This is a genomic window from Pseudoalteromonas luteoviolacea DSM 6061, assembly GCF_001625655.1.
Lineage (GTDB): Bacteria > Pseudomonadota > Gammaproteobacteria > Enterobacterales > Alteromonadaceae > Pseudoalteromonas > Pseudoalteromonas luteoviolacea.
The window spans coordinates 18430-44616 of sequence record NZ_AUYB01000078.1; the positions used below are offsets into that span (position 1 = coordinate 18430).

27 protein-coding genes are annotated in these 26187 nt (G+C 42.6%); 15 read left to right on the forward strand and 12 right to left on the reverse strand.

Annotated features, from left to right (window positions below; genetic code table 11):
- Window position 1: 1 nt before the first annotated feature.
- Window positions 2-253, reverse strand: coding sequence for a PepSY domain-containing protein (locus tag N475_RS03175; protein ID WP_063358387.1), 252 nt, complete (start codon window positions 251-253; stop codon window positions 2-4).
- Window positions 254-333: 80 nt separating this feature from the next.
- Window positions 334-633, reverse strand: coding sequence for a YciI family protein (locus N475_RS03180; protein WP_063358388.1), 300 nt, complete (start codon window positions 631-633; stop codon window positions 334-336).
- 175 nt (window positions 634-808) lie between these two features.
- Here N475_RS03180 and N475_RS03185 point away from each other — a divergent pair, with 175 nt between their 5' ends.
- On the forward strand, window positions 809-2233 hold the full coding sequence (locus N475_RS03185) for a sodium-dependent transporter (RefSeq protein WP_063364685.1): 1425 nt from the start codon (window positions 809-811) through the stop codon (window positions 2231-2233).
- A 34-nt stretch (window positions 2234-2267) separates the two neighbouring features.
- On the opposite strand, the gene N475_RS03190 is transcribed toward N475_RS03185, so the two are convergent.
- Window positions 2268-2912, reverse strand: a complete 645-nt coding sequence (locus tag N475_RS03190) for a CPBP family intramembrane glutamic endopeptidase (protein ID WP_063358390.1) — start codon at window positions 2910-2912, stop codon at window positions 2268-2270.
- Window positions 2913-3034: 122 nt separating this feature from the next.
- The gene (locus N475_RS03195) at window positions 3035-3640 is read right to left on the reverse strand and encodes an inner membrane-spanning protein YciB (RefSeq protein ID WP_063358391.1); all 606 of its coding nucleotides are present in this window, start codon (window positions 3638-3640) and stop codon (window positions 3035-3037) included.
- Window positions 3641-3761: 121 nt separating this feature from the next.
- Here N475_RS03195 and N475_RS03200 point away from each other — a divergent pair, with 121 nt between their 5' ends.
- Complete coding sequence (locus N475_RS03200; RefSeq protein ID WP_063358392.1) at window positions 3762-4037, forward strand: HU family DNA-binding protein; 276 nt, start codon at window positions 3762-3764, stop codon at window positions 4035-4037.
- A 6-nt stretch (window positions 4038-4043) separates the two neighbouring features.
- On the opposite strand, the gene trpA is transcribed toward N475_RS03200, so the two are convergent.
- The 6 genes from trpA to N475_RS03230 are packed head-to-tail and all read right to left on the reverse strand — an operon-like array spanning window position 4044 to window position 10563.
- Entirely contained in the window at window positions 4044-4850 is an 807-nt protein-coding gene (gene trpA / locus N475_RS03205) for a tryptophan synthase subunit alpha (protein ID WP_063358393.1), read from the reverse strand.
- Window positions 4847-6031, reverse strand: a complete 1185-nt coding sequence (trpB, locus tag N475_RS03210; protein WP_063364697.1) for a tryptophan synthase subunit beta — start codon at window positions 6029-6031, stop codon at window positions 4847-4849. Before trpB ends, trpA begins: the two co-directional genes overlap by 4 nt.
- Before the next feature lie 7 nt (window positions 6032-6038).
- A complete protein-coding gene (trpCF, locus tag N475_RS03215; RefSeq protein WP_063358394.1) occupies window positions 6039-7403 on the reverse strand; it encodes a bifunctional indole-3-glycerol-phosphate synthase TrpC/phosphoribosylanthranilate isomerase TrpF in 1365 nt (454 codons plus the stop codon).
- Entirely contained in the window at window positions 7396-8400 is a 1005-nt protein-coding gene (gene trpD / locus N475_RS03220; protein WP_063358395.1) for an anthranilate phosphoribosyltransferase, read from the reverse strand. The genes trpCF and trpD overlap by 8 nt, the downstream gene beginning before the upstream one ends.
- Window positions 8401-8408: 8 nt before the next feature.
- Complete coding sequence (locus tag N475_RS03225; protein ID WP_063358396.1) at window positions 8409-8993, reverse strand: aminodeoxychorismate/anthranilate synthase component II; 585 nt, start codon at window positions 8991-8993, stop codon at window positions 8409-8411.
- Window positions 8983-10563 (reverse strand): anthranilate synthase component 1, encoded by a 1581-nt coding sequence (locus tag N475_RS03230; RefSeq protein WP_063358397.1) that lies wholly within the window; start codon window positions 10561-10563, stop codon window positions 8983-8985. Before N475_RS03230 ends, N475_RS03225 begins: the two co-directional genes overlap by 11 nt.
- Window positions 10564-11072: 509 nt before the next feature.
- Here N475_RS03230 and rnm point away from each other — a divergent pair.
- From rnm to rluB, 5 genes are read left to right on the forward strand one after another with little or no spacing between them, the layout of a single operon-like run.
- A complete protein-coding gene (rnm, locus tag N475_RS03235) occupies window positions 11073-11921 on the forward strand; it encodes an RNase RNM (RefSeq protein WP_063358398.1) in 849 nt (282 codons plus the stop codon).
- 1 nt (window position 11922) lies between these two features.
- Window positions 11923-12543, forward strand: a complete 621-nt coding sequence (locus N475_RS03240) for an L-threonylcarbamoyladenylate synthase (RefSeq protein ID WP_063358399.1) — start codon at window positions 11923-11925, stop codon at window positions 12541-12543.
- 2 nt (window positions 12544-12545) lie between these two features.
- Window positions 12546-13346: a segregation and condensation protein A gene (locus N475_RS03245; protein ID WP_063358400.1), complete on the forward strand. Its 801-nt coding sequence runs from the start codon at window positions 12546-12548 to the stop codon at window positions 13344-13346.
- 55 nt (window positions 13347-13401) lie between these two features.
- Window positions 13402-13989 (forward strand): SMC-Scp complex subunit ScpB, encoded by a 588-nt coding sequence (gene scpB / locus N475_RS03250; protein WP_063358401.1) that lies wholly within the window; start codon window positions 13402-13404, stop codon window positions 13987-13989.
- Window positions 13986-14846, forward strand: coding sequence for a 23S rRNA pseudouridine(2605) synthase RluB (rluB, locus tag N475_RS03255; RefSeq protein WP_063358402.1), 861 nt, complete (start codon window positions 13986-13988; stop codon window positions 14844-14846). The genes scpB and rluB overlap by 4 nt, the downstream gene beginning before the upstream one ends.
- Window positions 14847-14909: 63 nt before the next feature.
- Here the strand turns inward: rluB and N475_RS03260 are convergent, their stop codons facing one another.
- Window positions 14910-15653 (reverse strand): YciK family oxidoreductase, encoded by a 744-nt coding sequence (locus N475_RS03260; protein ID WP_063358403.1) that lies wholly within the window; start codon window positions 15651-15653, stop codon window positions 14910-14912.
- 250 nt (window positions 15654-15903) lie between these two features.
- Here N475_RS03260 and N475_RS03265 point away from each other — a divergent pair, with 250 nt between their 5' ends.
- From N475_RS03265 to N475_RS03285, 6 genes are all read left to right on the forward strand, one after another.
- The gene (locus tag N475_RS03265; protein WP_063364686.1) at window positions 15904-18357 is read left to right on the forward strand and encodes a VolA/Pla-1 family phospholipase; all 2454 of its coding nucleotides are present in this window, start codon (window positions 15904-15906) and stop codon (window positions 18355-18357) included.
- Between the two features lie 90 nt (window positions 18358-18447).
- Entirely contained in the window at window positions 18448-19452 is a 1005-nt protein-coding gene (gene sohB / locus N475_RS03270) for a protease SohB (protein ID WP_063358405.1), read from the forward strand.
- Between the two features lie 231 nt (window positions 19453-19683).
- Window positions 19684-20205, forward strand: a complete 522-nt coding sequence (locus tag N475_RS03275) for a glycine-rich domain-containing protein (RefSeq protein ID WP_063358406.1) — start codon at window positions 19684-19686, stop codon at window positions 20203-20205.
- A gap of 23 nt (window positions 20206-20228) precedes the next feature.
- A complete protein-coding gene (locus tag N475_RS26155) occupies window positions 20229-20357 on the forward strand; it encodes a hypothetical protein (RefSeq protein ID WP_264373376.1) in 129 nt (42 codons plus the stop codon).
- 72 nt (window positions 20358-20429) lie between these two features.
- Window positions 20430-21179 carry an SAM-dependent methyltransferase gene (locus N475_RS03280; protein ID WP_063364687.1) on the forward strand — a complete coding sequence of 250 codons (750 nt, stop codon included), beginning with the start codon at window positions 20430-20432 and terminating at the stop codon, window positions 21177-21179.
- A gap of 37 nt (window positions 21180-21216) precedes the next feature.
- Window positions 21217-22503: a cytochrome P450 gene (locus tag N475_RS03285; protein WP_063364688.1), complete on the forward strand. Its 1287-nt coding sequence runs from the start codon at window positions 21217-21219 to the stop codon at window positions 22501-22503.
- A 38-nt stretch (window positions 22504-22541) separates the two neighbouring features.
- On the opposite strand, the gene N475_RS03290 is transcribed toward N475_RS03285, so the two are convergent.
- Entirely contained in the window at window positions 22542-23915 is a 1374-nt protein-coding gene (locus N475_RS03290) for an alkaline phosphatase PhoX (RefSeq protein WP_063364689.1), read from the reverse strand.
- A gap of 168 nt (window positions 23916-24083) precedes the next feature.
- Between N475_RS03290 and N475_RS03295 the strand changes: the two genes are divergently transcribed.
- Window positions 24084-24569: a Fur family transcriptional regulator gene (locus N475_RS03295; protein ID WP_063358410.1), complete on the forward strand. Its 486-nt coding sequence runs from the start codon at window positions 24084-24086 to the stop codon at window positions 24567-24569.
- Window positions 24570-24635: 66 nt separating this feature from the next.
- A complete protein-coding gene (locus N475_RS03300) occupies window positions 24636-25967 on the forward strand; it encodes a dihydroorotase (protein ID WP_063358411.1) in 1332 nt (443 codons plus the stop codon).
- Window positions 25968-26187: the final 220 nt, after the last annotated feature.

The following is a 26187-nucleotide window of genomic DNA, read 5'->3' on the forward strand; positions in this document are numbered from 1 at the left end:
GTCAATCCTTCTTCACTTCACCCGTTATTTTGTGAACTTTAACATCAATGATTCTGCCGTCGCTCTGAAGAATTCGTACCACATAGTAGTCACCCTCAAGAGAAATCTTTAAGGTTTTTCCTGGTTGTTTAGTCGTTGCTAATTGTACGGCTTCTTTTTTGCTAATGGTGTCTTGTGCATTTTTAGCTTGTACGGGGCTAAACGCCAGAGTACAGGCTAATACAACAACAGCAAGACAGTTTGGCAACTGCATTCTAAGCTCCACAGTAGGGTTGCTTAACATCTTGAACAGGAGGTTAAGTTTTTCAGTCTTAACCACTGCTGAACTTTACGTTAAGGTAAAACTTTCTTATATGGTTTGACTACGCTTTGGGCGTATACACCAGCTTCAATATAAGGGTCTTCATTAGCCCAAGCTTGTGCATCTTCTAAAGAGTTAAACTCGGCAATTACCAAAGAACCAGTAAAGCCAGCTTCACCAGGGTTCTCATCATCAATTGCTGGCAAAGGCCCTGCAACAAACAGTCTACCTTCGTCCTTAAGTGCGTTTAAACGTGCCAAGTGAGCAGGGCGTGCATTTAAACGTTTCTCTAGTGAATTTTCCACATCCGTTGAGTAAATCATGTAAAGCATAATAGTAAGAAATAAGGCGTAATTAATTTTGTGTTTCGTATCATAGACCGGATTGTCCCCAAATGTAAATGAATAGGCGTTATCTTAAGAGAATCTTGTTTGGGACTTGAAATCCGCAGGCCTTGGCTGTTACAGTCCTTCGACTATCGTGAAAAATAATAATAAGGTTGTTTTAATGAGTGCAAACCGCGAGCAATTTAGCTCTCGACTGGGTTTCATTTTAGCAGCGGCTGGATCCGCTGTGGGGATCGGAAACTTGGTCGGTTTTCCTGTATCTGCTGCCAAAAATGGTGGTGGCGCGTTTTTGATTATCTATGCACTATTTGTTGCGTTTATTTGTTTGCCTGTCATGATCGCTGAAATGGCACTCGGTCGTAAGGCGCAAAAAGACCCATATGGCGCATATCATTCTCTAACTGGGGGTGATAAAAAGTGGTCATTTGCGGGTGCGCTCGCCGTGTTAACTCCATTCATGATTGCTGTATTTTATATGGTGATCACGGTTTGGATTTTCGGCTATCTTGTTCAGACCCTTGTTGGTAATCTCGACCAGCTCGCAAATCCAAACAACTTTGGCACTTTTATTAACGAGTATACTGTATTTGGGTACATGGCAGGGGTTGCAATACTAGTTAACTTAATCTTAGTTGGTGGAGTTAAGAAAGGCATTGAAAAGGCTGCGAAATTGATGATGCCGGCACTATTTGTACTACTGATAGGTCTAGTTGCTTATGTGTTGACATTAGATAACGCCATGGCTGGTATGCGGTACTATATTGTTCCCGACTTTTCGAAAATGGATGCGAGTGTTTTAAACGGTGCACTTTCACAAGCATTTTTCTCATTGTCCTTGGGTATGGGTATCTTGATTACCTACGCTTCTTATATTTCAAAGAAAGAAGATATCGTAGGGAGTTCTAAAATGGTTGCTGTGACGGATTCATTAGTGGCATTTATTGCTGGTCTAATGGTGCTGCCTGCCATATTCAGCTTTAACCCGAATGTTAACCCTGAGGAGCTATCAGACTCTTCAGTTTCGATGATCTTTGTTTATCTACCGCAATTACTTCTGACACTGCAAGCAGATATCGGCTATGTGGGCGCATCGGTTGTTGCTGGGATATTCTTTTTGCTTGTTTTCTTTGCTGCGATTACGTCTTTGGTGTCTATTGTTGAAGTACCTACAGCGAGTCTCATGGAAGCTAAAGGTTACAGCCGTAAAAAGTCGTTGACTGTATTGGCGGTTGCAACAGGTATTTTAACTGTGTTGTGTACTATGTCGTTTGGCATGGTTGAAGGCTTGACTAAATTTACTCAGTACGGCGGTGTAGACAAGAGTCTCTTTGATATTGTTTCTGATGTGTTCTACGACACTATCTTACCGTTTAATGGTTTGTTGCTGTGTTTATTCGTGACTTACCGTTGGCGCAAGGCTAACTTATCTGAAGAACTGGCCCATGGTAACGAAAGCTATAAAGGCAGCTTCATGGAAAAGTATGTGAACTTTTCACTATCGACTTTTATTCCAGTGGTGCTGCTGTTGATTTTCGTTAATACAGTGGCAACTAAGTACTTTGCCGTAAGCTTATTTGGCTTTTAATTGACCGAAAATGTGCGAAGCATTGCTTCGCACATTAAGTGAAGGTTACTCCCGCATCTAGGTACTTTCCTGCTCCTATTGTAAATAACCACAACCCCCATAAACTGTGTTCAAGCACACAAACAGCTAAAGAGCGACTGTGTGCGTAAGTATAAGAAAATAACAGCCCACCAAAGAATGACATAACTATGGCCATCCAGTTGTCGTATACACAATGAGCTAAAGCAAAAACACTGGCGCTGAGCAGTATCCGAATGGTTTTACTAGGCAGTATTCGTTTATAGCGGTGAAAGAAATAACTTCTAAATATAAGCTCTTGAGGTAACACCGACAAAACTGGATAGGCTACTAGTAAAACTAACCAGTCAGTGGTGGAGTTAATCGGTAAATCGAACCAAGTTTCTTGACTGATCAAGCCATACAACATACCCGAAAAGAGAGCTCCGATAAAAAAGATTGAGAACAGGCGTTTTTTGATGGCGGAGAATTGTCCCAAACTGGTCAACCTGAAACGTTTAAAGTGTGGATCAGAGAGCAGTAAATAGGTGCACACTGCCATGATTATGATAAGAGCTGGGAACAGCCAATTGGCCAGCTCTTGGCGAAAAAAATAGGCGATAAACGGAAGTAAAAAAAAGACAGAGAATAGCTCAAACCAACGAAACTGTTGTGCGTTCAATGAAGAGACCCCAATTGATGCCGTAATTAATACAATATAGCAAGTGTCTCAAGATTTATGCGTAATCTGGAAAAAGATTACGCATAAATCTTGAGTGTGAGGGTGGACTTCTGATGGAAGTATTAATCGTCTTCTGGGAGGTATTTAGAGACTTTCATGATGGTTATTAGGATAGCGACAAAGGTAATGGCCATCAGCCCGAAAACCTTAAAATTAACCCAGAAATTCAAAGAAAAGTTATAAGCGACATATAAGTTGAGCAACGCAATAAAGAAAAACAGTGCAGACCAAGCAAGATTCAGCCTATCAAAAAGAGCTTCGGGGATCTCTAATTTCGCAGCTGGGTTATCTGACTGAGCTTCTTCTTTATTTGTTTTTTGCTCCTGTAGCATCGCACTATTCAAAACGCTTAACAGTGCTTTTTTGGCTAGATTCTTTTTGAATACATAATGTGATACAAGCAGACTTGCACCGAGTATGGCGTAGATGATTGTCGCTTTCCACATGATGAATTGCTCATCCTGAAACAAAATGGTCATTCCGCCAAGTAACAGCGCTATTGCGAAAAACACCCAATGCCTTTGAGATATTTTCCCATCGGTGAAGTACTGGTAGATCATTTGAATGACCGATGCCACAATTAAGACCCCCGTGGCCCAAAAAATATCCATAAACTTATAAACTGCAAAAAACAGTATCAGGGGAAAATACTCTAGTATAAAAGTCATTCACTTCCTCGATGATTAAGCCTTATTTGCGTTGTATCAAGATATTGTCACAAGTTCAAGATTGACTTTTTATAGCTAAGCTTCTAGCCTCCGCACAATTTCTAAATAAATTGAGAACTCTATGAATAAGAGCGAATTAGTTTCAGCAATGGCTGTGCACAGTGAGCTGACAAAAAAGGACTCTAAAGCAGCATTGGATAGTATTTTGAATGCGATGACTAAACGTCTATCTGAAGGGGACCCCGTAGCACTAGCTGGGTTTGGAACACTCTCGTTGAGCTATCACCCTGCAAAGGTTGGTCGCAACCCAAGAACGGGAGAAGAAATCATGATTGAAGGTCAAAATAAAGTATTGTTTAAAGCGGCTAAAGCGCTCAAAGACGCTTTAGCCAAGTAATTTACATTACTTCTGTGTTGCAGCCTTCATGGTTGCAACGAATTCACGCAGTCGCTCGCACATAAGTGCTGGCTCAGCTAAGTTTTCCTCGATTATTTTTACTACCGCAGAGCCAGAGATTGCGCCCGCTGCGCCTGAATCGATAGCGGCTTTTACGTGCTCTGGTGCCGAAATACCAAAGCCCAACAATGCGGGTGCGGCATTGTACTCGACCAATTTATTGATCATAGTATCTGCAGGCATTTCAGCTTTGGTCTCAGTACCCGTTACCCCTGAGCGAGAAAGTAGGTACGTGTAACCACGGCCATAACTAGCACATTGGCGCAAAGTATCATCGCTTGCATTTGGTGTGGCGATGAAGATAGGTTCAATTTCAGCTTGCTGTGCAGCCTGCCTAAACATTTTAGACTCGTGTAGTGGCACGTCAGCGACAAGAATTGAGTCAACGCCCGCGTCTTTCGCTTGCTGATAAAAGTTTTCAATACCCTGCGCAAAGATAAGGTTTGAATATAGTAATAAGCCAATCGGAATATCTGCATTATATTCACGTATCTGACGAATAATTTCAAAGCAGTCTGGCGTGTTAATTTTACTTTCTAGCGCACGAATATTAGCGGCTTGAATAACTGGTCCATCAGCGATTGGATCTGAGAATGGAATACCCAGCTCTAGCGCGTCAGCACCACCATCGATGAGACTTTTTACGATGTCTAGACTGATTTCTTTGGTTGGATCACCTAAAGTTACAAACGGAACAAATGCGCCCTGTCTGGCATCGTTTAGGCGTGTAAATAGGTTGCTATATCGGCTCATAGTTCACCTCGCTCATTCAATACGTTGTGTACATGGGCAAGATCTTTGTCACCACGGCCACTTAAGTTAACGACAATAATAGTTTCTTCGGTTTGTTGCTCGGCATATTTCAGTGCGTAAGCAAGAGCATGACTTGATTCAAGTGCAGGGATAATACCTTCATTTTTTGCCAGTGCTTGGAATGCATCCAATGCTTCTGTGTCAGTTATACCAACGTATTGTGCACGGCCAGTTTGATGTAAGTAGGCATGCTGTGGGCCCACAGCGGGGTAATCAAGACCCGCAGAGACCGAGTACGACTCTTCGATTTGACCATCATTGTCTTGCATGATGTAGGTGTACGCACCATGAAGAATACCTTGGCTACCTTTACAAAGCGCAGCACCATGTTCTTCAGTATCTAGGCCTTTACCTGCAGGCTCAATACCGACAAGTTTGACATCTTTTTCATCGATGAAATCAGCGAAGATGCCAATCGCATTTGAGCCACCGCCTACACACGCCATAACAACATCTGGTAAACGACCTTCAGCGTCAAGAACTTGCTGTTTAGCTTCTTCACCAATCATGCGTTGGAAATCTCTGACCAAGGTTGGGAATGGGTGAGGACCAGCCGCTGTACCAAGCAGGTAGTGTGCGGTTTTGTAGTTTGCAGACCAATCACGCATTGCTTCGTTCACAGCATCTTTTAGCGTGCCTGAACCTGCAGTTACAGGGATAACTTCTGCACCCATTAAGCGCATTCTGAATACGTTAGGCTGTTGACGCTCAACATCTTTTGCACCCATGTAAACGCGACATTTAAGGCCTAGTAACGCACAAGCTAAAGCAGTTGCAACACCGTGCTGTCCTGCACCTGTTTCCGCGATGACCTCTTTTTTACCCATGCGCTTTGTCAGCAGGGCTTGACCTAACACCTGATTTGTTTTGTGCGCACCACCGTGAAGTAAATCTTCACGCTTTAGGTATAGTTTTACCTTTGGGTTTTTGATCAAATTACGTGAAAGCGTTAAAGGCGTTGGGCGGCCTGCATACTCATTTAGCAGTGCATAAAACTCTTCTTTAAAGCTCTCATCTTGCTGTGCTTTGTTGAACTCTTGCTCAAGTTGTTTAAGCGCTGGTACCAGTAACTCAGGGACGTACATGCCGCCAAAGTCACCAAAATATCCTGTATTAGTCATATCCACCTCAGTATTTTCGAATATTGTTGAAAGCATCGCGTAGTTTTTCTGGACACTTTTTGCCGGGGCTCGTTTCTACCCCTGAGTTAAGGTCAAATCCAGCAGCACCTAAGTATGATGCGTCGCTGACATTGTCTGCATTTAGCCCACCTGCGAGCATAAATGGCTTTTTCGCACTTTTAAGTAGTTGCCAATTAAATACTTTACCTGTACCACCAAAGGCATTTGCCGTTTTGGTGTCGTAAAGGTGTTTGTCTACTTCATCAAAAGGAGCAGGGAACTCATCGACAATGCCCTGTGCTTTCCATATCTGACAATTAACTGGTAATTGTTTGCGAAGGTTGGTGATAAATTCTTGTGTTTCGTGGCCATGTAACTGAACAACACTCAAGCGCAGACTTTGTGCATATTCAACGATTTGCTCAGCAGGAGCATCGACAAAGACCCCGACGTATTTTAGTGGTGCGCTATCGACCACTGCACGAGCACAATCAAAGTCAACGTATCTTGGCGACTTAGGGTAGAAAATTAACCCACCATAAACTGCACCCGCTTCATAGGCTGATAAAGCATCATCTACACGCGTTAATCCACATACCTTATTTTCACCTAGGATGAGCTTTCGGCATGCGCCTTCTAAGTCTTCTTCGGCCATTAAAGAGCTGCCGACTAAAAAACCATTGCAATGTGGCGTTAAGCGTTTAACGTCATTGTGCGTATAAATCCCAGACTCTGAAATAACAGTCTTGTTTGCAGGGATCAAAGTACGTAAATGTTCAGTGGTTGCAAGGTCTGTACTTAAATCTCTGAGGTTACGGTTATTGATACCAATCAATTTGGCATCAAGCTGCAAAGCACGATGCACTTCTTCTTCATTGCTCACCTCAGTGAGTACTGCCATGTTTAATGAATGTGCTAAATCAGCGAGTTTATTGTACGTCTCGTCATCTAATACAGAGAGCATCAATAAAATTGCGTCACCCCCTTTTAACCGAGCTAAATACACTTGGTATTCATCAACAAAAAAGTCTTTACAAATAAGAGGCTGATTTACCTTTGAGCGAACATAACTCAAGTATTCATAACTTCCTTGGAAGTATTTTTCATCAGTCAATACGCTGATGCAAGTTGCGTATTGTGCGTAGACGCTCGTAATTTCATCAAGATCGAATGTTTCTCTGATCAAGCCTTTTGAAGGGGAGGCTTTTTTACATTCCAGAATAAACTGTGTACCCGGCTTTGACATCTCGCCATAAAAATCGCGCTCAGTTGGAACTACGTGATCTTTAAATTCGCTCAGTGGCAGTGTTTGTTTGCGCTCTTCAAGCTCAATGCGCTTATCTGCGACAATTTTTTCTAACACGTTAGCCATGACTTACCTCCACGATGGCTGCTAATGTTTCTTCACAGCGACCAGATGCCAGAACATCAAGCACTTGCTGAGTTGCTGATTTTAGGTCGGCAGCTTTACCAGACATAACGAGCAAAGCACTCACATTTGCCGCAATTGCAGCGTTGTGAGCTGCTTTACCTTTACCGCTTAAAATGTCTCGTGTTGCTTGGGCGTTGTACTCTGGCGTGTCTCCTGCAATGTCTTCTAGCGAGTAGTTGTCTAAACCGAAATCGGCTGGCGTTAACGTGTACTCTGTAATTACACCATCCTTCAACTCGGTAACTTGCGTAGTTCCGTGAAGCGCTATTTCATCGCAGCCAGCACCATGAACTACCATCGCTCGCTTAGTACCTAACATTTGTAATGTTTCAGCCATAGGGCGACAAAGCGCAGGATCATAAACGCCAAGCAACTGAATATCAGGTTTCGCAGGGTTTGCCAGCGGGCCCAAAATGTTAAATAAAGTGCGAGTTTTTAGTTTGGTGCGCACTGGCATCGCGTGCTTTACACCACTGTGATACAGCGGAGCGAATAAAAAAGCGAAGTTTGTTTTTTCAAGGCAGTTTGCACCTTGCTCAGGTGTCATTTCAAGATTGATACCTAAAGTACGAAGCAAATCAGCCGAGCCAGATTTACTGGAAACACTGCGGTTGCCGTGTTTTACCATTGGGATACCGCAAGCAGCAGCAACTATGGCCGCTGTTGTGCTGACATTAATGGTGTTTGTTCCATCACCACCCGTACCACAACTGTCTGCACAGTCTAGGCCTTTGTTGTCAAAAGCAACGGCGTGATCACGCATAGCTTTTGCTGCGCCAGCAATCTCAGCGGCAGTTTCGCCTTTAATTTTCAGAGCGATCAGTGCTGCCGTAAGCTCTACCTCAGAAAGGTGCCCTTGCATAACTTGGCTAAATAGTTCAGTTGTTTGTTCAAAGCTCAGCGACTGTTGGTCAATCAATTGATTTAAACTTTCCACGTTGCCTCCTAGCAGGTCAAGTAGTCGATGCTTTGCTGAAGTAGCTTGGCACCATCAGGTGTTAAAATAGACTCAGGGTGGAACTGATATCCGATCACTTTGTCTGTCGAATGGTATACGGCCATTGGAATGTCTTGGTACTTGGCAATCACTTTGAGTGTGTCAGGCACGCTGGTTGCCATTAATGAGTGATACCTAGCAACAGGAAAACGCTTACCAAGGCCCGCAAATACTGGGTGTTCTTCAACATCGATATGCGATGACTTACCATGAACAGTTTCGCCAGCATGTCCAATTGTGCCGCCATAGCTTTGTGTCAAGGCTTGTTGGCCTAGACAAATACCAAGCATTGGGAACTTGCCTTTACATAGATCAATCAGCTCCAATAAGCAGCCAGCTTCACTTGGCTTACCAGGACCTGGTGATAGTACCAAGACAACTGGCACAGTTTCATTACACATTTTGTCGTAGATAGTGCGCGCATCAATATGGTTACGATAAACGACGAGTTCACTACCAAGCTGAGAAAGTTCATCAACAAGGTTGTAGCTGAATGAGTCAAAGTTATCTAAGAAATATACTTTAGGCGTCATGACCCACCCCTTGATAGCTTGATTGAATGGCTTTGATCACAGCACGAGCTTTTGCTTTTGTTTCATCTGCTTCAGCTTGAGGATCTGAATCAAATACTACGCCAGCGCCAGCTTGCACATAAGCAATATTGTTTTTCACAAATGCTGAACGGATCACAATACAGGTATCCATTGCACCGTCACCAGTTAAATAGCCTACGGCACCACCATAGCTACCACGGCGTTGCTTTTCTGTATCCCTTACCAATTGAGCCGCTTTTACTTTAGGTGCACCAACGAGTGTGCCCATGTTCATGCAAGCTTGGTATGCGTGTAGTGCATCAAGGTCTGGTTTAAGCTGGCCAACGACACGAGATACTAAGTGCATTACTTGTGAGTAACGGTCTACTTTTAGCAATTCTTTGGCGTGGCGCGTACCTGGTACACTGATCCGTGCAACGTCATTACGCGCCAAATCAACCAGCATTAAGTGCTCTGCGCGCTCTTTTTTATCATCGCGTAGTTCTAGCTCAATACGGCTATCTAAATCGGGATTAATTGTGCCATCAGCGAATTTACCGCGCGGGCGAGTACCTGCGATAGGGTAAACTTCCACTTGGTTACTTTCTTCGCAGTACTTCAATGCCGACTCTGGCGATGCACCAAACAAAACAAACTTTTCATCACGCATGTAAAACATGTATGGACTTGGATTTTGCTTTTTAAGATGTTTGTATGCTGCGAGAGGCCTAGGACAAGGGAGTGAAAATGTGCGAGAAGGTACAACTTGGAAAATATCACCATCGACAATATTTTTCTTTAGTTGTGTGACCTGCGATTTAAACACCTCATCCGAAATATCCACACTCACTTCATGGTTGCCGTCTTCTGGACCTTCTTTATAAGAGACATAGTCATCACATTGACGATTTAACTCTTCAAGTTGTCTGCCAACTTCAAAACAGTTAGCGTGAACATCTGGGCCATTAAAGACATTGCCAATCAGCTCAGTAGTTTGTGCTTGATGGTCAATTAATACCATTGTCTCCGCAAGGTAAAAAACATAATCAGGGCAGTCATTTTGACCATCAGGAACATCCGGCAAGGTTTCGAAATTTGCCACCATATCGTAGGCAAATACGCCACCTAAAAATACCGAGAACGGCGTGTCTGAGTTACGTTTTATAGAATCAATACAAGTTCGCAAAGCACTAAAAGCATTATCCGCTTTCAATTTGCTGTACTCGTCTAAACTAAGATCCTGAGCATTATAAGTTAGTGTAAGAACCGCATACTCTTTAACAACAGCACAGTTTTCTACTTTATCTGCTAGATAATTTAGTAACTGTTCACCATTGTTAGAAAGTGCACGTACTTTTACTTCCAGTCCGTTGCACTCAATTCGCAATGCAGCATCCGCTAAAATAATACTCTTTACATTGTCCTTGGAATCAATTTCCGCTGACTCCAGTAACAGCGAATTGGGCTTATTGAGAGCCGCGTATAAAGACAATGGACTTGCGATATAATCGCGCCGTTGCCTTATACTTGTCACCTCGCCCGGTGTTGTAGTTATATGACTAAAAATCAAACCTCATTCCTCTTTAGTACAAAAAACCCCCCGAAGTATTTTAACTTGCGGGGGGTGTGTATTTAGTTACAACAATGCCTTCCCGCTAATTCAGGCACCACCACCAAGATTTTGTAGATGAATTGTTGCAAAAATTGTTAATCATTATAAAAATTCCATAAAAAAACCCGCGAGCTCAGCGCGGGTTTATAAGTCGTCAGACATAACGAATCACACCCGCAGTTACGAGTGCCACCACCAAACGATTTTTGTTTTTTGTGTTAGATTCATTTGTAAAGTTTTCGTTATTCCGATTTAAGTGGGTACAGTAAACCTTACTCTGGCACAAACTGTCAAGTACAAAAATCAAAAAATAACCAATAGCATTAAATAATGCTGAACTATACGAATATTGACCTAGTGATTAGGTTGCAAATGTCATACTCATTGCGACTTTTAAAGTAAATTAAAACGTACGCACAATATTGTGCATGTTATACTGCGAGCGTTTGTTTTTAGGGGATTAAATTTTGATTAAATATGACTTACATAGTCATAGTACTTTTTCTGATGGGCGTTTAGATGTAGCAGAGCTCTTAGAGCGCGCAACAGAAAAAGGCGTTGATGTGCTCGCTTTAACTGACCACGATACTGTGGCTGGGATTCCTGTGGCAAAGCAATATATAGCTGAGCAAAACCTTGAGCTTGAGCTGATTACCGGTGTTGAAATATCAACCAAATGGGAGAGCTTTGAGATCCACATTGTAGGCTTAAATATTGATATTGAGTCAACCTCGCTTCAGGCATTGTTAAAGGAGCAGCAAAATAAACGTAGGGAGCGTGCCAAAGAAATTGGCGCTCGGCTTGAAAAACGGGGCTACGAAGGCATCTATGCGCAAGCGCTAGAATTGGCAAAGGGTGCTGAAATTACCAGAGCACACTTTGCTAAAGCGTTGGTTGATCGCGGTGTTGCCAAAAATATCCAAGGGGTATTTAAAAAGTTTCTAGCACGCAATAAAACGGGTTATGTACCCAGCGCTTGGTGCACTTTAGCAGAAGCAATTGAAGCAATTCATAGTGCGGGGGGGATCGCAGTACTTGCACATCCTGGTCGTTACCAAATGTCGAATAAATGGTTACGTAAACTTCTGGATGAATTTAGTGCTTCCGGCGGTAAAGCTATGGAAGTTGCGCAACCGCAGCAAGCGCCTACCGAAAGACAATTTTTAGGGCAGTTGTCTCGTGAGTATAACCTTCTTGCAAGCCAAGGCTCTGATTTTCATTACCCAACTAGTTGGTTGGATCTAGGAAGAAACCTATACTTACCAAAAGATTGCCAAGGTGTATGGCAGTTTTGGGGAGCCGCAGAGGAATGTTAGCATGAGTCAATTTTTTCATATTCACCCAGATAATCCACAGGCACGTCTGATCCGACAAGCTGTCGAAATAATTCAAAAGGGCGGAGTAGTGGTTTATCCAACTGACTCTGGCTATGCCATTGGCTGTAACCTTGGCAACAAACAAGCTAAAGAGCGTATTGAGCGTATTAGGGGGATTGAGAAACATCATAATTTTACCTTGATGTGCAGAGATTTATCTGAGCTGTCTACTTATGCGAGAGTAGATAATCAAATGTTTAGGATGATCAAAAATAATACACCGGGTCCTTATACTTTTATTCTTAAAGGTACTAAAGAAGTTCCGCGTAGGTTGCTTAATGATAAGAAAAAGACCATAGGGATCCGTGTAACAGATCACCCGATCACTTGCGCGATTTTAGAAGAATTAAATGAGCCACTTATGTCTTGCTCGTTGATTTTACCCGGCGAGCAGTTTACCGAGTCAGATCCCGACGATATCCGTATGCAGCTGGAAAAACACGTGGACTTAATTGTACATGGGGGCTACTTGGTGGAGCAGGCTACGACGGTTATTGATATGTCGGACGACAGTGTTGAAATATTGCGTCATGGTTGCGGCGATGTGTCACCGTTCGAATAAGCATGACTGAACAGCAGCAACAGCAAGCACCACTGGCTTTTTTAAAAGGTGAGGCCGTTTTAGAAAAGCCAGAAGATCTCTATATCCCCCCAGACGCATTACAGGTCATTCTAGAGAGCTTTGAAGGGCCACTGGATCTTCTCTTGTATCTCATAAAGCGTCACAAACTCGATATTCTCGAATTGCCTATTTTAAGCATTACTCAGCAATACGTGCATTACGTTGAAATGATGCAAGATTTCCAACTTGAACTGGCTGGTGAATATTTGGTGATGGCGGCTTTACTGGCGCAGATAAAGTCGCGGTTATTGCTGCCTACCCATGAAGAGATTGAAGAGGAAGAAGATCCGAGAGCTGAATTGGTTAGACGATTACAAGAATATGAACAATTTAAGCAAGCTGCCGAAAACTTAGATAAAGTCCCCCGTGTAGATAGAGATATTTTTATTGCCAGCGCTTTGATAGAAGATGTGGACGACAACGCTGATTCTTTGCCCGATGTAGAACTCAGGGAGCTTTTACTAGCAATGAGTGAAGTAATGGCACGAGCAAAAAAGTTTGAACACCACCAGATCAGCGCTGAGACTTTATCAACACGAGAGAGAATGTCTAAGATACTGCAATACCTGAGTGAAAACCCAAACCCCGTTGAGTTTAGTGTGCTATTTCATATTGAAGAAGGTCGAAGTGGTGTTGTGGTTACCTTTATTGCTATGTTGGAGCTTTTAAAAGAACAACTCATCTCTATTGTGCAAGTAAATCTCGCTAGTGCAATTTATTTGTCATTAAAACTACAAGAGTAATGCGCTCTCTGTCATAATACCGCGCTTTCTACTAGCCTTATGAAATTACTGTGACATGACACGCCGAGTAAGTGACGAACAATTAGTCGAGTTGGTTGAGGCTGCCATTTTTGTGGCTGATAAACCGCTGTCTAAAAAGCACATGAAAGAAACCGTTTTGCAGGATATTAGTGTGTCAGATCGTCGTCTGCAGCAGGCCATAGATACAATTTCGGAGCATTATCAAACTCGCGGTGTGAAACTTGTTGAAGTGGGCACTGGGTACCGATTTCAGGCATGTCCTAGTTTGAGCCCTTGGTTGAATATGCTATGGCAAGAAAAGGCCCCAAAATATTCTCGTGCAACTCTAGAAACATTGGCGCTTATAGCATACCGACAACCCATAACCCGTGGTGAAATAGAGCAGGTTAGAGGGGTTACAGTGAGCTCTAACATCATGAAAAGCCTGTTAGAGCGGCAGTGGATAAAAGTGGTAGGGCATAAAGAAGTACCTGGAAAACCAGCGCTTTATGCAACTACAAAGTTATTTTTAGACTACTTTTCGCTGTCTGGTTTAGATGGTTTACCAAAACTGCCTGAATTGCAGAGCGAGAAGTTAGATCAGATGTTAAATGATCCTTCTGTGAGAGAACAATCAGAATGAGTGAGAAGCTACAAAAAGTATTGGCACGTGCGGGCGTTGGTTCGCGTCGTGAAATGGAAAAGTACATTGAATCTAACCGAGTTAGTGTCGATGGCAAGGTGGCAAAGTTGGGCGACCGTGTTGAAGAAAATGCGGTGATCCGTGTTGATGGGCACGTTGTTAAAATTGAGCAAAAAGAAGAGCGTATTTGCCGTGTGCTTATGTACCATAAACCTGAAGGTGAGCTGTGTACGCGCAAAGATCCCGAAGGCAGACGCACAGTTTTTGATAGATTGCCGCGTTTAGAAGGCGATCGCTGGATTGCAATTGGTCGATTAGATATTAATACATCAGGCCTATTATTGTTTACCAATGATGGTGAGTTGGCAAACCGTTTAATGCATCCTAAATATGAAGTAGAACGTGAGTATTCAGTTCGTGTATTTGGTGAAGTGACAAATCAAACACTGAAAACTTTAACTCAAGGTGTTGAGCTAGAGGACGGGCCTGCTAAGTTTTTGTCGATCAAGCCACGTGGTGGTGAGGGCATTAACAAGTGGTTCAATGTGACTTTGACTGAAGGTAGAAACCGTGAAGTTCGTCGTTTATGGCAATCTCAAGAGGTTGACGTATCGAGACTGATCCGTGTTCGCTACGGTAAATTAGAGTTAAATAAACGCCTTCCTCAAGGTGGCTGGGAAGAGCTTGCGTTGGAAGATGTAAACTATCTTCGTAAATCGGTGAGCTTACGACCAGAGACACAAACAAAGCTCTCTGTCATGCCTGAAAAGCGTAAAGATAAGCGTGCTAAAGTTAACCGCATTCGCAAAGCAGTCCACAAGCACAACCAGAGACTGAAACAAAATAAACGCCGATAGTTTTGTACTGTCATGTAAAAAGGGCTCCATGTGGAGCCCTTTTTAATTATAAGTGGTATTTAATTATTTAGGTTGTGCGTCTATTGACTGACCATTTACATCTGCTGAGTCATCAGACATAAGGTACAAGTATGTTGGCATTAAATCCTCTGCCGTTTTTAGTCTGTCAGCATCTTCACCAGGGAACGCTGTTGCACGCATACTGGTGCGTGTAGCACCTGGGTTGATACAATTAACGCGAATGTCGGTTTTGCCAACTTCTGCCGCCCACGTTTGCATCATTCCCTCTGTTGCGAATTTTGAGATTGCATACGCGCCCCAAAACTCACGACCCTGCCTACCTACGCCAGAAGAAGTAAAAATGATGGAAGCTTTAGGTGCCTTACGTAAAAGTGGGAACAGAAAACGCGTGATCATTGCCTGACCAGTTACATTGACTTTCATGACGTTTTCGAAGGTAGACACGCAGAAGTGCTCTAGCGGCCCCATAGTGCCCAAAATTGATGCGTTATTTAACAAACCATCTAGTTTTCCGAATTGTTGTTCGATGGTCGCTGCTAAGTCGCGATAGTGTTGTTTTGTTGCACCTTTGAGGTCCAATGGAACGATAGCTGGTTGAGGATAACCTGCTGCCACGATTTCGTCGTAAACAGCTTCTAATTTGCTGGTGGTTTTACCAAGCAGAATAACTGTTGCACCGTGTTTCGCATAATTTATTGCTGCGACACGGCCAATACCGTCACCCGCACCAGTGACTAAAATCACCTTATTTTCTAGCGCGTTGCTAGGCGCATCATATGTGTGCATATTGGACCTCTAACAAATACATTTGCTATATTTTATCATAGTCACGACGCAAGTTATCGAATTTATTGCAAATAGGAGTGGCGAAAGGCTACACTTTGCGTTAAGTTAAACTGGTCTAATGTCTTATTAAAAGCAAAATTACATAGTTTTAACGAATTATTCTCGGCGGCTTATGGGTGCTTACATCTAAAGGCAGGGGTAAGACTCGACCGAGAAACAATAATAATAAAATTATGTCGGAGCCAATATAATGAAGAAACTGATACTACCACTTGCTGTTTCAGCCGCTTTAGCGGGCTGTGGTGGCGGTGAAACGCTAGAAGATGTAAAACAAGATACGAAACCTGTAACACCTGTTGCATCGGTTAAGTTTGATCCTTCCAACGGCGTTATTTCCATACCAAATGACATCTTATTTAGCGGAACTCAAGATGGTACGCTGAATATACCTGGCGAACTCGATTCTGAGTCGATGCCTTTGGTTCCAAAAGCCGGCTATGCGGATCCATCTCTAGCAATTGGTGGTCTTGACGGTTGGTCAACTCAAATGCCATACCAGATAGCGTTAGACACACCAGCTAATGTTGCTATTGATGCTGCATCTGTAGCAACTCCTGGCTCTGTACGTATTTTTGAAGTGGTTATGGGTGCTGACCCAGATACAGAAGCTTGTACAGGCTTCTCTGCTGCGTTTGCGTGTAAAGTTGTTAGCGAGCTTACATTTGGTCCAACAGGTGACTTCGTTTCTCAGTTAAGCGAAGATGGCAAAAACATCAACGTGATCCCTGTTAAACCATTTAAGACCAACACAACCTATATTACAGTGTTAACAACAGGCATCAAAGATAACGTAGACGGTGGTCGCAGTTTATCACCTTCATCAACGTATACTTTACTTCGCCAAGAAGCGCCATTAGTTACAGATTCTCAAAAGTCTTTGCAGGCTGTCATCCGCAGCTATGAGCAAGCACTTGTTTCAAGCGAGTCAATTAGCGCGTCGGATATTGTGTATACAGCGGCAATGACGACACAATCAACAGGTGCAGTTGTTGGCTCTATTAAAAAGCTACTAGCGTCAACAATTGGTACCGAACAGCAGCCGATGGTCACAGTACCAGCACAAGATGTTGTATCGGTTGCTGACATCTTTACGATGTTGCAAATTCCAGTGTCAGATGAGGTTTTGGCGCTGGCTCAGGGTGTAAGATATATCAAAGGTAATGTTCAGTTACCGATGTACTCTCCACTGCCTAAAAATGCTGAAAGTACGGCACTGGCCGAAACTTATTGGGAAGCAAAGTGTGATAACGGAGTTGCGCTGGCGGCTGTTAAAGCGGCAGCAGGTGAATTACCTGCAGTTTCTGATCCTGAATCAAATGACGCACAGTGTGCCGCGTTGTCTGGTGGTCAATTAAGAGACCTTGGTTTAGACAAGCAAAAATTCCTGACCAAGTACAATCCGATTCCAAAGCAGCAGTGGATTGCAAACGCGCCAGTTCAAATCACAATGCCAATGATTGAGACGAACCGCCCTGAAACTGGATGGCCAGTTGTGATCTTGCAGCACGGTATTACCAGTAAAAAAGAAGACATGCTTGGTTTGACGCTTGCACTAACACAGGCTGGTTTTGCGACGGTAGCAATTGACCACCCATTGCACGGTGAGCGTGGTATTGATCTTGATAATGATGGTACTGACGAGTTCAATGCTTCAACAAATAGTGTTTTACATTATATGAACTTGCAGTCTCTGCTTGTTGCGCGTGACAACTTGCGTCAGTCTACTGCGGATTTACTTGCACTGCGTTTAGGCCTTCATGCCATTAATGCTGCGTCTCAGGTGCCTATGCTTTTGAACACCAACGATGTTAGCTTCGTAGGTCAATCACTCGGCTCAGTTGTTGCGCCAAGCTTTATCGCGCACGCAAACTTACCTTTTGAAGAAGAAGTCTTAAAACCGGCAGAGCCACTATTTAAAGTCGGAGCTGCGGCACTATCTAGTGGTGGTGCAGGCATTGCAAACTTCTTAGTTGAGTCTGCATCTTTTGGGCCTGTTGTTAAGTCAGCTGTTCTTGTGGGGGCTTCTGACCTAGCTGTTTCTAAGAAGTTCACAGCCTATTTAGCTGAAGGCGCTATTGCGGATTGTGGCGCGTTTGCACAAGATCCGAGTCGCTTTACAAGTTGTGCTTACAGTACATTTACTGCAACTTTGCAAGCTGAAGAAGACACCGCAGCGTTGGCAACTATAGATGCCACGGTTGATCAATTCGCTTATGCGTCACAAACTGTGCTTGATAGTGCGGATCCATTAAATTATGCACCTCTAGTTCGAGCGGTTAACTCGCCGATTTATATGAGCGTTGTTGTGGGCGGGGAAGGTGATAATAAAGCTGACCAAGTTATCCCGCCAAACACTGCTGCACGTAACCCTCTAGGTGGTAGTACGCCGCTGGCTGCATTTATGGGATTAGAGACAGCGACTGAGTCTAAGCTGTCTACAGATGGTACTGCTGGCCGCTATGTGGTTAACTTCTCGCAAGGTCACCATAGTTCACTGCTAACTACATCATTTGATGAATTAACAGGTGGCACAGCACAAGGCCATGCGCAAGCTAGCCTTGAAATGCAAAAGCAAGTAGCAACTTATTTAGCCTCAAAAGGCCTTTCATTGCCAATTACTGATACAACAGTTATTGCAAAGTAATCGCATTTAAGACAAGATTAAAAAGCCGCTAATCAGCGGCTTTTTTTTTGGTTATATAATTTGGTTTAAAGAAATATTCGGGAGATAACTTTGGCATTTTTGTTTGAATATGGTTTGTTTCTAGCTAAAGCTGTGACGGTAGTCATTGCAATCGGTGCCATTGTCATTTTGATAGTGGGTGCAAGCCAAAAGCCGAAAACCAAATCGGGTGAGATAGAAATTAAAGATCTCTCTGATGAACTAGCACAGGCAAAAGAATCATTTTTACACCAAACTCTGGATAAAAAAGAATTAAAAGCCCACCTAAAAGAAAGTAAAAAAGCAGCTGAAGACAAGCCTCAAGGCCAAGCTTTTGTGATTGACTTTTCAGGTAGCTTAGATGCCCACGAGGTTGCAAGTTTACGTGAAGAGGTAACCGCAATATTGACCGTCGCTAACAAAGAAAAGGATCAAGTATTGGTCAACTTAGAAAGCGGTGGTGGCGTTGTACATGGTTATGGTTTGGCGGCTTCACAGTTAATTAGACTTAAACAATCGGGCTTACCACTAACGGTGTGTATCGACAAAGTCGCTGCTAGTGGGGGCTATATGATGGCATGTGTAGCAGATAAGATCGTTGCTGCGCCGTTTGCTATTGTGGGTTCTATCGGTGTTATTGCTCAGCTACCTAATTTCAATAAAATTCTGAAAAAGAATGATGTTGAATTTGAGCAAATTACAGCTGGGGAATATAAGCGTACATTGACAATGTTTGGTGAAAACACCGATCAAGGACGCGAGAAGTTTAAAAGTGAAATAGAACACACTCATACTTTGTTTAAACAGTTTGTAGCCGAACACAGACCAGGGTTAGATATCGACAAGGTGGCCACTGGTGAACACTGGTTTGCCACCCATGCAAAAGAATTTGAGTTAGTTGACGAAATTAAAACCAGTGATGATATCTTGCTGGATCTAAACAATACGCACCAGTTGTACAAAGTGAAATACAAAGCTAAAAAAGCGCTCGCAGAACGTTTGGGCGTTGGCTTGAGCGTAGCTGTAGAAAAGCTAGGTGTAAAAGTATTGTCTCGTTTGCAAAGTAATAAGCTCTAATACTACGTCACACCTTTTCAAGATTTTAGCTTAAAAATAATTGGCCCGATTGCCCATGCGATTGGGCTTTTTTGTTTGTAGCTCTTCTTTTTATGCATGCGTGCTCAAATATCTATTGAGCCAGCCTCTTGCCAAGTACTTCCTCATAACTGTTATTTATGCCAGTTGTGACTGCGCCTCTCGATTGATTAAATAAACCCACCAAGACAAAGGGCTACACAGCAGAACAACATGGATAATCTACATAACTTCTCTCATTCGATCGAGAGACAACAACGATACTCAAACGTGATGGCATATCAAAATGACAATGTTATTGACAAATTTACTGAGTCGTTCGATGTATCTAGAGATGAGTCCGCTGCCATTTTCGAAGAGATGAAAAAGTTACTGTGGTTAATGCACCACGCTTCAAGTGAGTCAGGTCCAGACATCTATGTGCATAAAGAAATTTTAATCATCGATGAAATGTGGCACACGTTTATTCTGTTTACTCGAGATTATGAAGCTTTTTGTCATCACTTTTTTGGTGAGTTTTTACATCATAGTCCCACGACATTAAGCGAGAAAGAGCAAATGAAAAGTGACTATGATAACGCGCAAAGTGCATTTATAAGTGGGCGCAAAGCGGAGTTAGAGGCTCAATATTCGTACGTGTATGATGCTTTGGGCGAAAACACTTTGCTCAAGTGGTATCAGGAATATCCAGAAGTTTACTCTGAGCAAAACATTAAGAACCTTAGAAAATACTAACCAACCATTTTTTTGGAGAGATCATGAATAAATCAAAAATTATCAATTCACTTGTAAACAAAAACCTAGAGCGTAACAAGGGCGCAAGATTCTGTGGATGCGTTATTTGTCTTGTTGATAGAAAGCCTGGTGTTGGCCCAAACAACAAATAAATTGAATGAGGCTGTGCCACATTGGTACAGCCTATTGCTGGTTGTAATGATAAATGTAAGAGGTAGTAGAATTTGTCTGAATTTCTTTTTGATTACGAGCGTGCTTTTAATCCCTTAATTACAGGCCATTTAGAGAGTGCCTCTTTTGACCTTATGTTAAACCAGCAACAAGCGAAGCAAATTCAAAGCTTTCTAGCATTAGAAAAGGGTATGAAAATACTCGATATTCCCTGTGGTACAGGGCGTCATGCAAAGTTATTGGCTGAGCAAGGGTTTGGGATTGATGCATTAGACTACAATGCTTCGTTTATTGAACGAGCTCAACAGTTTGCAAAAGACGCCGGCCTTTCCGTCAATTTTATGCAAGGGGATATGCGAGATCTCAGGTTTAAGGAAAAGTACGACAGAATATTTAACGTTTTTAGCTCGTTTGGCTACTTTGACGATAAAACTAACTTACAGGTGATGCAAGAAATGTCATCCGCACTTAAACCCGGTGGGCGTCTGTTGTTAAATGTCCTCAACGGTGAGTCAGCGGTAGTTAAGGAAAGTGAAAATGGTATTGCGCGTCAATTCAAAGGCTTGGATACGCAATACGATCCACACAGTAAAATATTAACAACCAATCGTGCGCTAAAAATAGAAGGCGAAGAATATAGCTATGAGTTTAAGGTGCGTCTCTATAATGCCTCTGAACTAACTCACATGCTCGAAATGTGTGGCTTAGTACCTTTGGAATGGCATGGCGACTGGGCAGGCTCAGCTTTAACCAATACTTCGGCACAAATTTTTGTTGTAGCTGAAAAAAGCTTTGTTGCTTAGTGCTCCAAAAAACTGTTTATAAGTAATGGAGTTAGCTGTGAATCTACTTGAACAAAATCAAAATAGTTTTGAGCAACCAGTGCATGTTGCATTGACCGACGTAAGCCAAATGAATGGCCTAAATTTGGTTGATTATATTAAATCGTGCGTGGCTCAGTTTGGAAACATATTCACATTGTCTATTTTTGGTGGGCCAAAAATCACATTAGTTCAGGAGTCAGATCTGTTCAGTGACGTCGTGGCAAAAAATAAGATGAATATTAACCCTGAGCTTGTGGAGGTTAGGAGTCAATTTGAAATTGACAATGTATTTTGCGATGAGCAACAAATTGCACAAATGAATCGAGACTTTGTACTCGCACTAAAAGGGCAAAAGTTAGCAATCACAAAAGCACGTTATGATGAAAGACTCAACTTTGAATGTCAGAAATTTGCTGAGCGCTATTTAAATACACATAATTATTGTGAAGTTGAGTTGGCCGAACTGCAACTCAATACCATGATAAAGGCAAGCCTATATTCACTTTTTGGTAAACCTTTAGCAAGCGACCAAGCTATTGCTGAATATTTTAGCTTTAGTGAAAGCTTGTCACCGACCGTTGCTGATTGTAAGCAAGCTGCAAATGACGCAAGCTGCGCCAAAGAAAAGCTGCTTTTACGGTTTGAACAAGTCCTTGCTGAGGCGCAAACTCCACTTATACAATCGTTAAATATAGGGTTGTTTAGCAGCCCAATGATAAATCAAGAGGACAAGGCAAAGGTATTGCTGTATTTTTTATGGGGTTCACTGTCGAATATATTGCCTTCGATGCAATCGTTTTATCGAACACTTGTCCAGCATCCCACCTATGCCAATGAAATTAGAGCGAACCGCAGTTTTGATATGTTGCCCCTTATCAAAGAAGTGCTTAGATTGCGCGGAAATAAACCCATTTACAGGTTGGTAGAATCTAATATCAAGATTCAAGGAACTGATGGAAAAAAATTTGTCGTGCCTAAGGGACATTGGTTGGGTTTTATTTCGCAAATACACCACCAAGACGAGAAGACTTTTAGTGAGCCAAACAAATTTGACCCATCACGTTTTTGCAAGGCCTTTGGCCATACAAAAAGTAACAAGCGTCCGTCGCTATTTGTATATGGTGTAGGAAACTCAAAGTGTCCTGGCAGTGCCTTCGCAAATCATATGATGGCGAGCACGGCAGTGTATTGGCTAAAGCATTTTGATGCTAAATTGTGTGGCTCGCATCAAGCTGAAGCCATGCGTATGTTTGATTCAGTATTGGGGGACAAACAGTCACTTTTATTGAAAAAAAGAGCTTAGCCAACGGAATTACACCATTGGCTAAAGTTGAAGTTTGGCTAAGTTTTGAAATTAGTCCAGTTGCCACGGATCGCGAGTGTTTTTGTAGGAGAGTAGATATTCACAAATAAAGTAAAACCATCAGGAGAGAAGCAAGCCCCTGCCAGTTCTGTTTGCGTATTTAATTTGGCAAAAGGGTAAACCGCTCCTTCGGGGGACACGCCACGTAGGTGGTTTTGTGTAACGGCTGTATATTGATCTTCACACACTAGTAAATGGCCTTGTGGGGTAACTGTTAAGTTATCGCCAAAATTGTACAATGACTTATCACTGCTTTCTAAAAATAGTTGCAACTGTCCCAGATGATTTATTTCTTTTTCTGAACCCTCATAGGCTGATGGTTGATAGCGCATGATTTGACCAAGTTCTTTTTCACCGCCGTTAGTACAGCAAAAATATAATTCATTGTTGCCAAAGTGAATGCCTTCGCCTCTAGCAAATAAAGCAGCGCCTTGTTCATAACCTCGTATACGTAAGTCGTCCTCTGGGCTTTGTGGATTGTCTAATGTGATCCAACTGGCTTCGTACCAGATAGAGAGAGGCATATCATTTCCACGCCAATTACGGCTATCAAATTTGCTAGCATGCTTTAAAGCTAACGCTTGCAGTGTTCCACCTGCTGCTAAGTCACCCTGACGATTGGGTATAAAGCGATAAAATAGGCTATCGTTCCTATCTTCAGTCAAATAAACGATACCTGTCCTTGGGTCCACGGCAGCTGCTTCGTGGTTGAAGCGACCCATTTCCAATAGTGGGACTGGATCGCATAAACCGTGTTTATCCGTCGGCACTTCAAAAATGTAACCATGGCTTTTGGATATTTCTTCATCAGGAGTTTGAACAGTCTCTTCACAGCTGAGCCAAGTGCCCCAAGGAGTTGTACCGCCTGCACAATTCCGTATGGTGCCAACAAGGCTGTAATATTGTTGCTCTATCTGCTGCTTCTGCAGATTATATATTATTGTTGTTGTACCCCCCGGCAAAGCAACACCGTGTTTCATAGTATCGAACGCTTTGTCGCTTTTGTGCTTGGCAATTGCTGGTGCAGCGGATTTTAGATGCTTGGGGCTGAGTTCATGATTTCTTACAAGGGCAACACGGTTGCTACCGAGATCGATACAGCCCATACCATCTGCGTTATCGGGTACTACTAGGCCGTCATCCATTGTGTCATTTAACGACGAGATAACTTCGTAACTAAAACCGGCAGGTAAGTCCAGCAAACCATGTTCATCGGGGAGCAGTGGGCCGTAGCCAACGCTTGTTGGTGTTTGCGTTAGTGATTGCTTTTGGGTGCAGCCAAGCAAACTGCTATTTAGCCCTAAAAATGCGAGCGCCACTGATCCTTTTGTGAATTGTCTTCTCGTGACCATGCTAATTACCCCTAAAAATTTGCTGGTGTTGAATTTTGCTATTTTTATACAACTTACTATTGAATTAAACCTACCCACTAAATTTGACAGTAAATCTATTGCGATAGATAGGTTGTTTGTGAGATGTTATAATATAACAAAGTTGAATGCGACATTATTCGGGGCTATATGTGTCAAAAAAGCAGTAATAAGGATTACTTAATCGAAGTTTTTAATCATGCAGGGATCAAAGCGACTGAGAAAAGAGTGGCTATTTTTCAAGGGCTAATGATGGCTGAGCAAGCTTTATCGCCTTATGAACTCGCGCAATACTGCAAAGAACATTTAGAGTTAACACTGCCTGCAGTTTCAATTTACCGTATATTGGATCTATTAGTCGCAGCAGATCTCGTACATAAGCTAGACACGGTAAATAAGTATATTTGCTGCTCTCATATCGACTGCCACAAGCCACACCCTCACAATCAGTTTCTGATCTGTTCTGTTTGTCAGAAAGTCGATGAAGTGCATATGTCTAGTCAGCTAATGGCGCAGTTGTCTCAGCAGATCCAAGCATGTGGTTATCAGCTCAATTCGCCCCAGTTTGAATTTCAAGGTGTTTGCAGTAGCTGCCAAGCACAAGCTGATGATTTTTCAGTTGAGCTTGGCACCTAGTTTTGTTTTTCACATATACCCGATCACTCAATAGATTTATTAACACTTTTTACAGGTGAAGTATCCATGGCAAATATTCTTTTTAAAAATGCACGGCTGATTAATGAAGGACAAGTTGCACAGCGTGATGTGCGTATAGTAGGGCAAAGGATTGATAAAATTGCACCTGAAATTACTGCCACAGGTATTGAACAAGTAATTGATCTGGATGGAGACTTTTTATTACCAGGGATGATTGACGATCAGGTTCACTTTAGAGAACCAGGGCTTGATTGGAAAGGAACTATTGGTAGTGAATCACGCGCAGCGGTAGCAGGTGGTATTACAAGCTACATGGAAATGCCTAACGTGAGCCCTGCAACAACAGATCATATTGCGGTGATGCATAAACACCAAATCGCGGCGCGCACATCTGCTGCAAACTATTCCTTTTATCTAGGAGCGACGCCTGAAAATCTAGATGAAATCAAAGCTTGTGATCCAAGCTTAGTGTGTGGTGTTAAAGTGTTTATGGGCGCATCAACAGGTGACTTGCTGGTGGAGCACCCGAGTGCGCTGGAAGCAATTTTCAGGGAGTGTCCAGTACTTATCGCAACACACTGTGAAAAAGGCGATGTGATAGCGAGCAACTTAGAAAAATTGGGTGATAGGGAGCTAAAAATACAAGATCATCCCGTGATCCGCGACGCGAATGCCTGTTATCAATCCTCTTCATACGCTGTTGACCTTGCTAAGAAGTATGGCACTCAGTTACATGTATTACATATCACAACTGCGAAAGAGATGGACCTTTTTGAACCGGGTCCAATTGATGGAAAGCAGATTACCGCAGAAGCATGTGTTCATCATTTGTGGTTTAACCAATCGGATTATGATCGTTTAGGTAATTTAATTAAGTGTAACCCAGCAATTAAGGCTGAATCTGATCGATTGGCTCTAATTGAGGCGCTGACCAGTGGTCGACTAGATATAATTGCCACAGATCACGCTCCACATACGTGGGACGAAAAGCAACAAGCCTTTGCGACGGCTCCCGCTGGTTTACCATTGGTTCAACATGCTTTATTAACTTTGTTTGACCAGGTTGAGCAGGGCAATATGACTTTACCTCAAATAGTCGAGAAGACAGCGCATAACCCAGCTAAACGCTACAAGGTAAAAGAACGTGGATTTGTGAGAGAAGGGTACTTTGCAGATTTAACAGTGATTAGTGCTCGCGCAGGTGAGGCCGTAAGGCATGACAATACGCTCTATCATTGCCAGTGGTCTCCATTCGTTGGGCATCAATTCTCACATCAAGTGCGCTATACATTCGTTAATGGTGCGTGTGTTTACCATGATGGAAAAGTTATAGAGGTAACTGATAACGCAATGCCACTCGTATTTGAGAGAACCTAACAATCATTGGATGGTAGTGATCTCACTATCATCCATAGCTTGATACTCAAGGACTTAACCCACTTCAAAGTATGTTTTAAATTAATGGATAATTATAAAGCATACTTTATATCTTTCAGTGTTGGCTCTGGCATCAAGTTACAGCGTTAATGGCCTTGCTGAAGAAACCCCATTTTAAATGGGGGGAATATGCATTTTAGACATTGCTGATGTAATTAAA

Coding starts and splice junctions, on each gene's coding strand:
- trpB (WP_063364697.1), bottom strand. CDS start 6,031: ATGACTAATACAGGATATTTTGGTGACTTTGGCGGCATGTACGTCCCT.
- N475_RS03200 (WP_063358392.1), top strand. CDS start 3,762: ATGAATAAGAGCGAATTAGTTTCAGCAATGGCTGTGCACAGTGAGCTG.
- N475_RS03290 (WP_063364689.1), bottom strand. CDS start 23,915: ATGGTCACGAGAAGACAATTCACAAAAGGATCAGTGGCGCTCGCATTT.
- trpA (WP_063358393.1), bottom strand. CDS start 4,850: ATGAGCCGATATAGCAACCTATTTACACGCCTAAACGATGCCAGACAG.
- N475_RS03180 (WP_063358388.1), bottom strand. CDS start 633: ATGCTTTACATGATTTACTCAACGGATGTGGAAAATTCACTAGAGAAA.
- N475_RS03275 (WP_063358406.1), top strand. CDS start 19,684: ATGGATAATCTACATAACTTCTCTCATTCGATCGAGAGACAACAACGA.
- N475_RS03225 (WP_063358396.1), bottom strand. CDS start 8,993: ATGACGCCTAAAGTATATTTCTTAGATAACTTTGACTCATTCAGCTAC.
- trpCF (WP_063358394.1), bottom strand. CDS start 7,403: ATGGCTAACGTGTTAGAAAAAATTGTCGCAGATAAGCGCATTGAGCTT.
- N475_RS03300 (WP_063358411.1), top strand. CDS start 24,636: ATGGCAAATATTCTTTTTAAAAATGCACGGCTGATTAATGAAGGACAA.
- N475_RS03240 (WP_063358399.1), top strand. CDS start 11,923: ATGAGTCAATTTTTTCATATTCACCCAGATAATCCACAGGCACGTCTG.
- N475_RS03295 (WP_063358410.1), top strand. CDS start 24,084: ATGTGTCAAAAAAGCAGTAATAAGGATTACTTAATCGAAGTTTTTAAT.
- N475_RS26155 (WP_264373376.1), top strand. CDS start 20,229: ATGAATAAATCAAAAATTATCAATTCACTTGTAAACAAAAACCTAGAG.
- N475_RS03185 (WP_063364685.1), top strand. CDS start 809: ATGAGTGCAAACCGCGAGCAATTTAGCTCTCGACTGGGTTTCATTTTA.
- N475_RS03245 (WP_063358400.1), top strand. CDS start 12,546: ATGACTGAACAGCAGCAACAGCAAGCACCACTGGCTTTTTTAAAAGGT.
- N475_RS03265 (WP_063364686.1), top strand. CDS start 15,904: ATGAAGAAACTGATACTACCACTTGCTGTTTCAGCCGCTTTAGCGGGC.
- N475_RS03195 (WP_063358391.1), bottom strand. CDS start 3,640: ATGACTTTTATACTAGAGTATTTTCCCCTGATACTGTTTTTTGCAGTT.
- N475_RS03175 (WP_063358387.1), bottom strand. CDS start 253: ATGCAGTTGCCAAACTGTCTTGCTGTTGTTGTATTAGCCTGTACTCTG.
- scpB (WP_063358401.1), top strand. CDS start 13,402: ATGACACGCCGAGTAAGTGACGAACAATTAGTCGAGTTGGTTGAGGCT.
- rluB (WP_063358402.1), top strand. CDS start 13,986: ATGAGTGAGAAGCTACAAAAAGTATTGGCACGTGCGGGCGTTGGTTCG.
- N475_RS03260 (WP_063358403.1), bottom strand. CDS start 15,653: ATGCACACATATGATGCGCCTAGCAACGCGCTAGAAAATAAGGTGATT.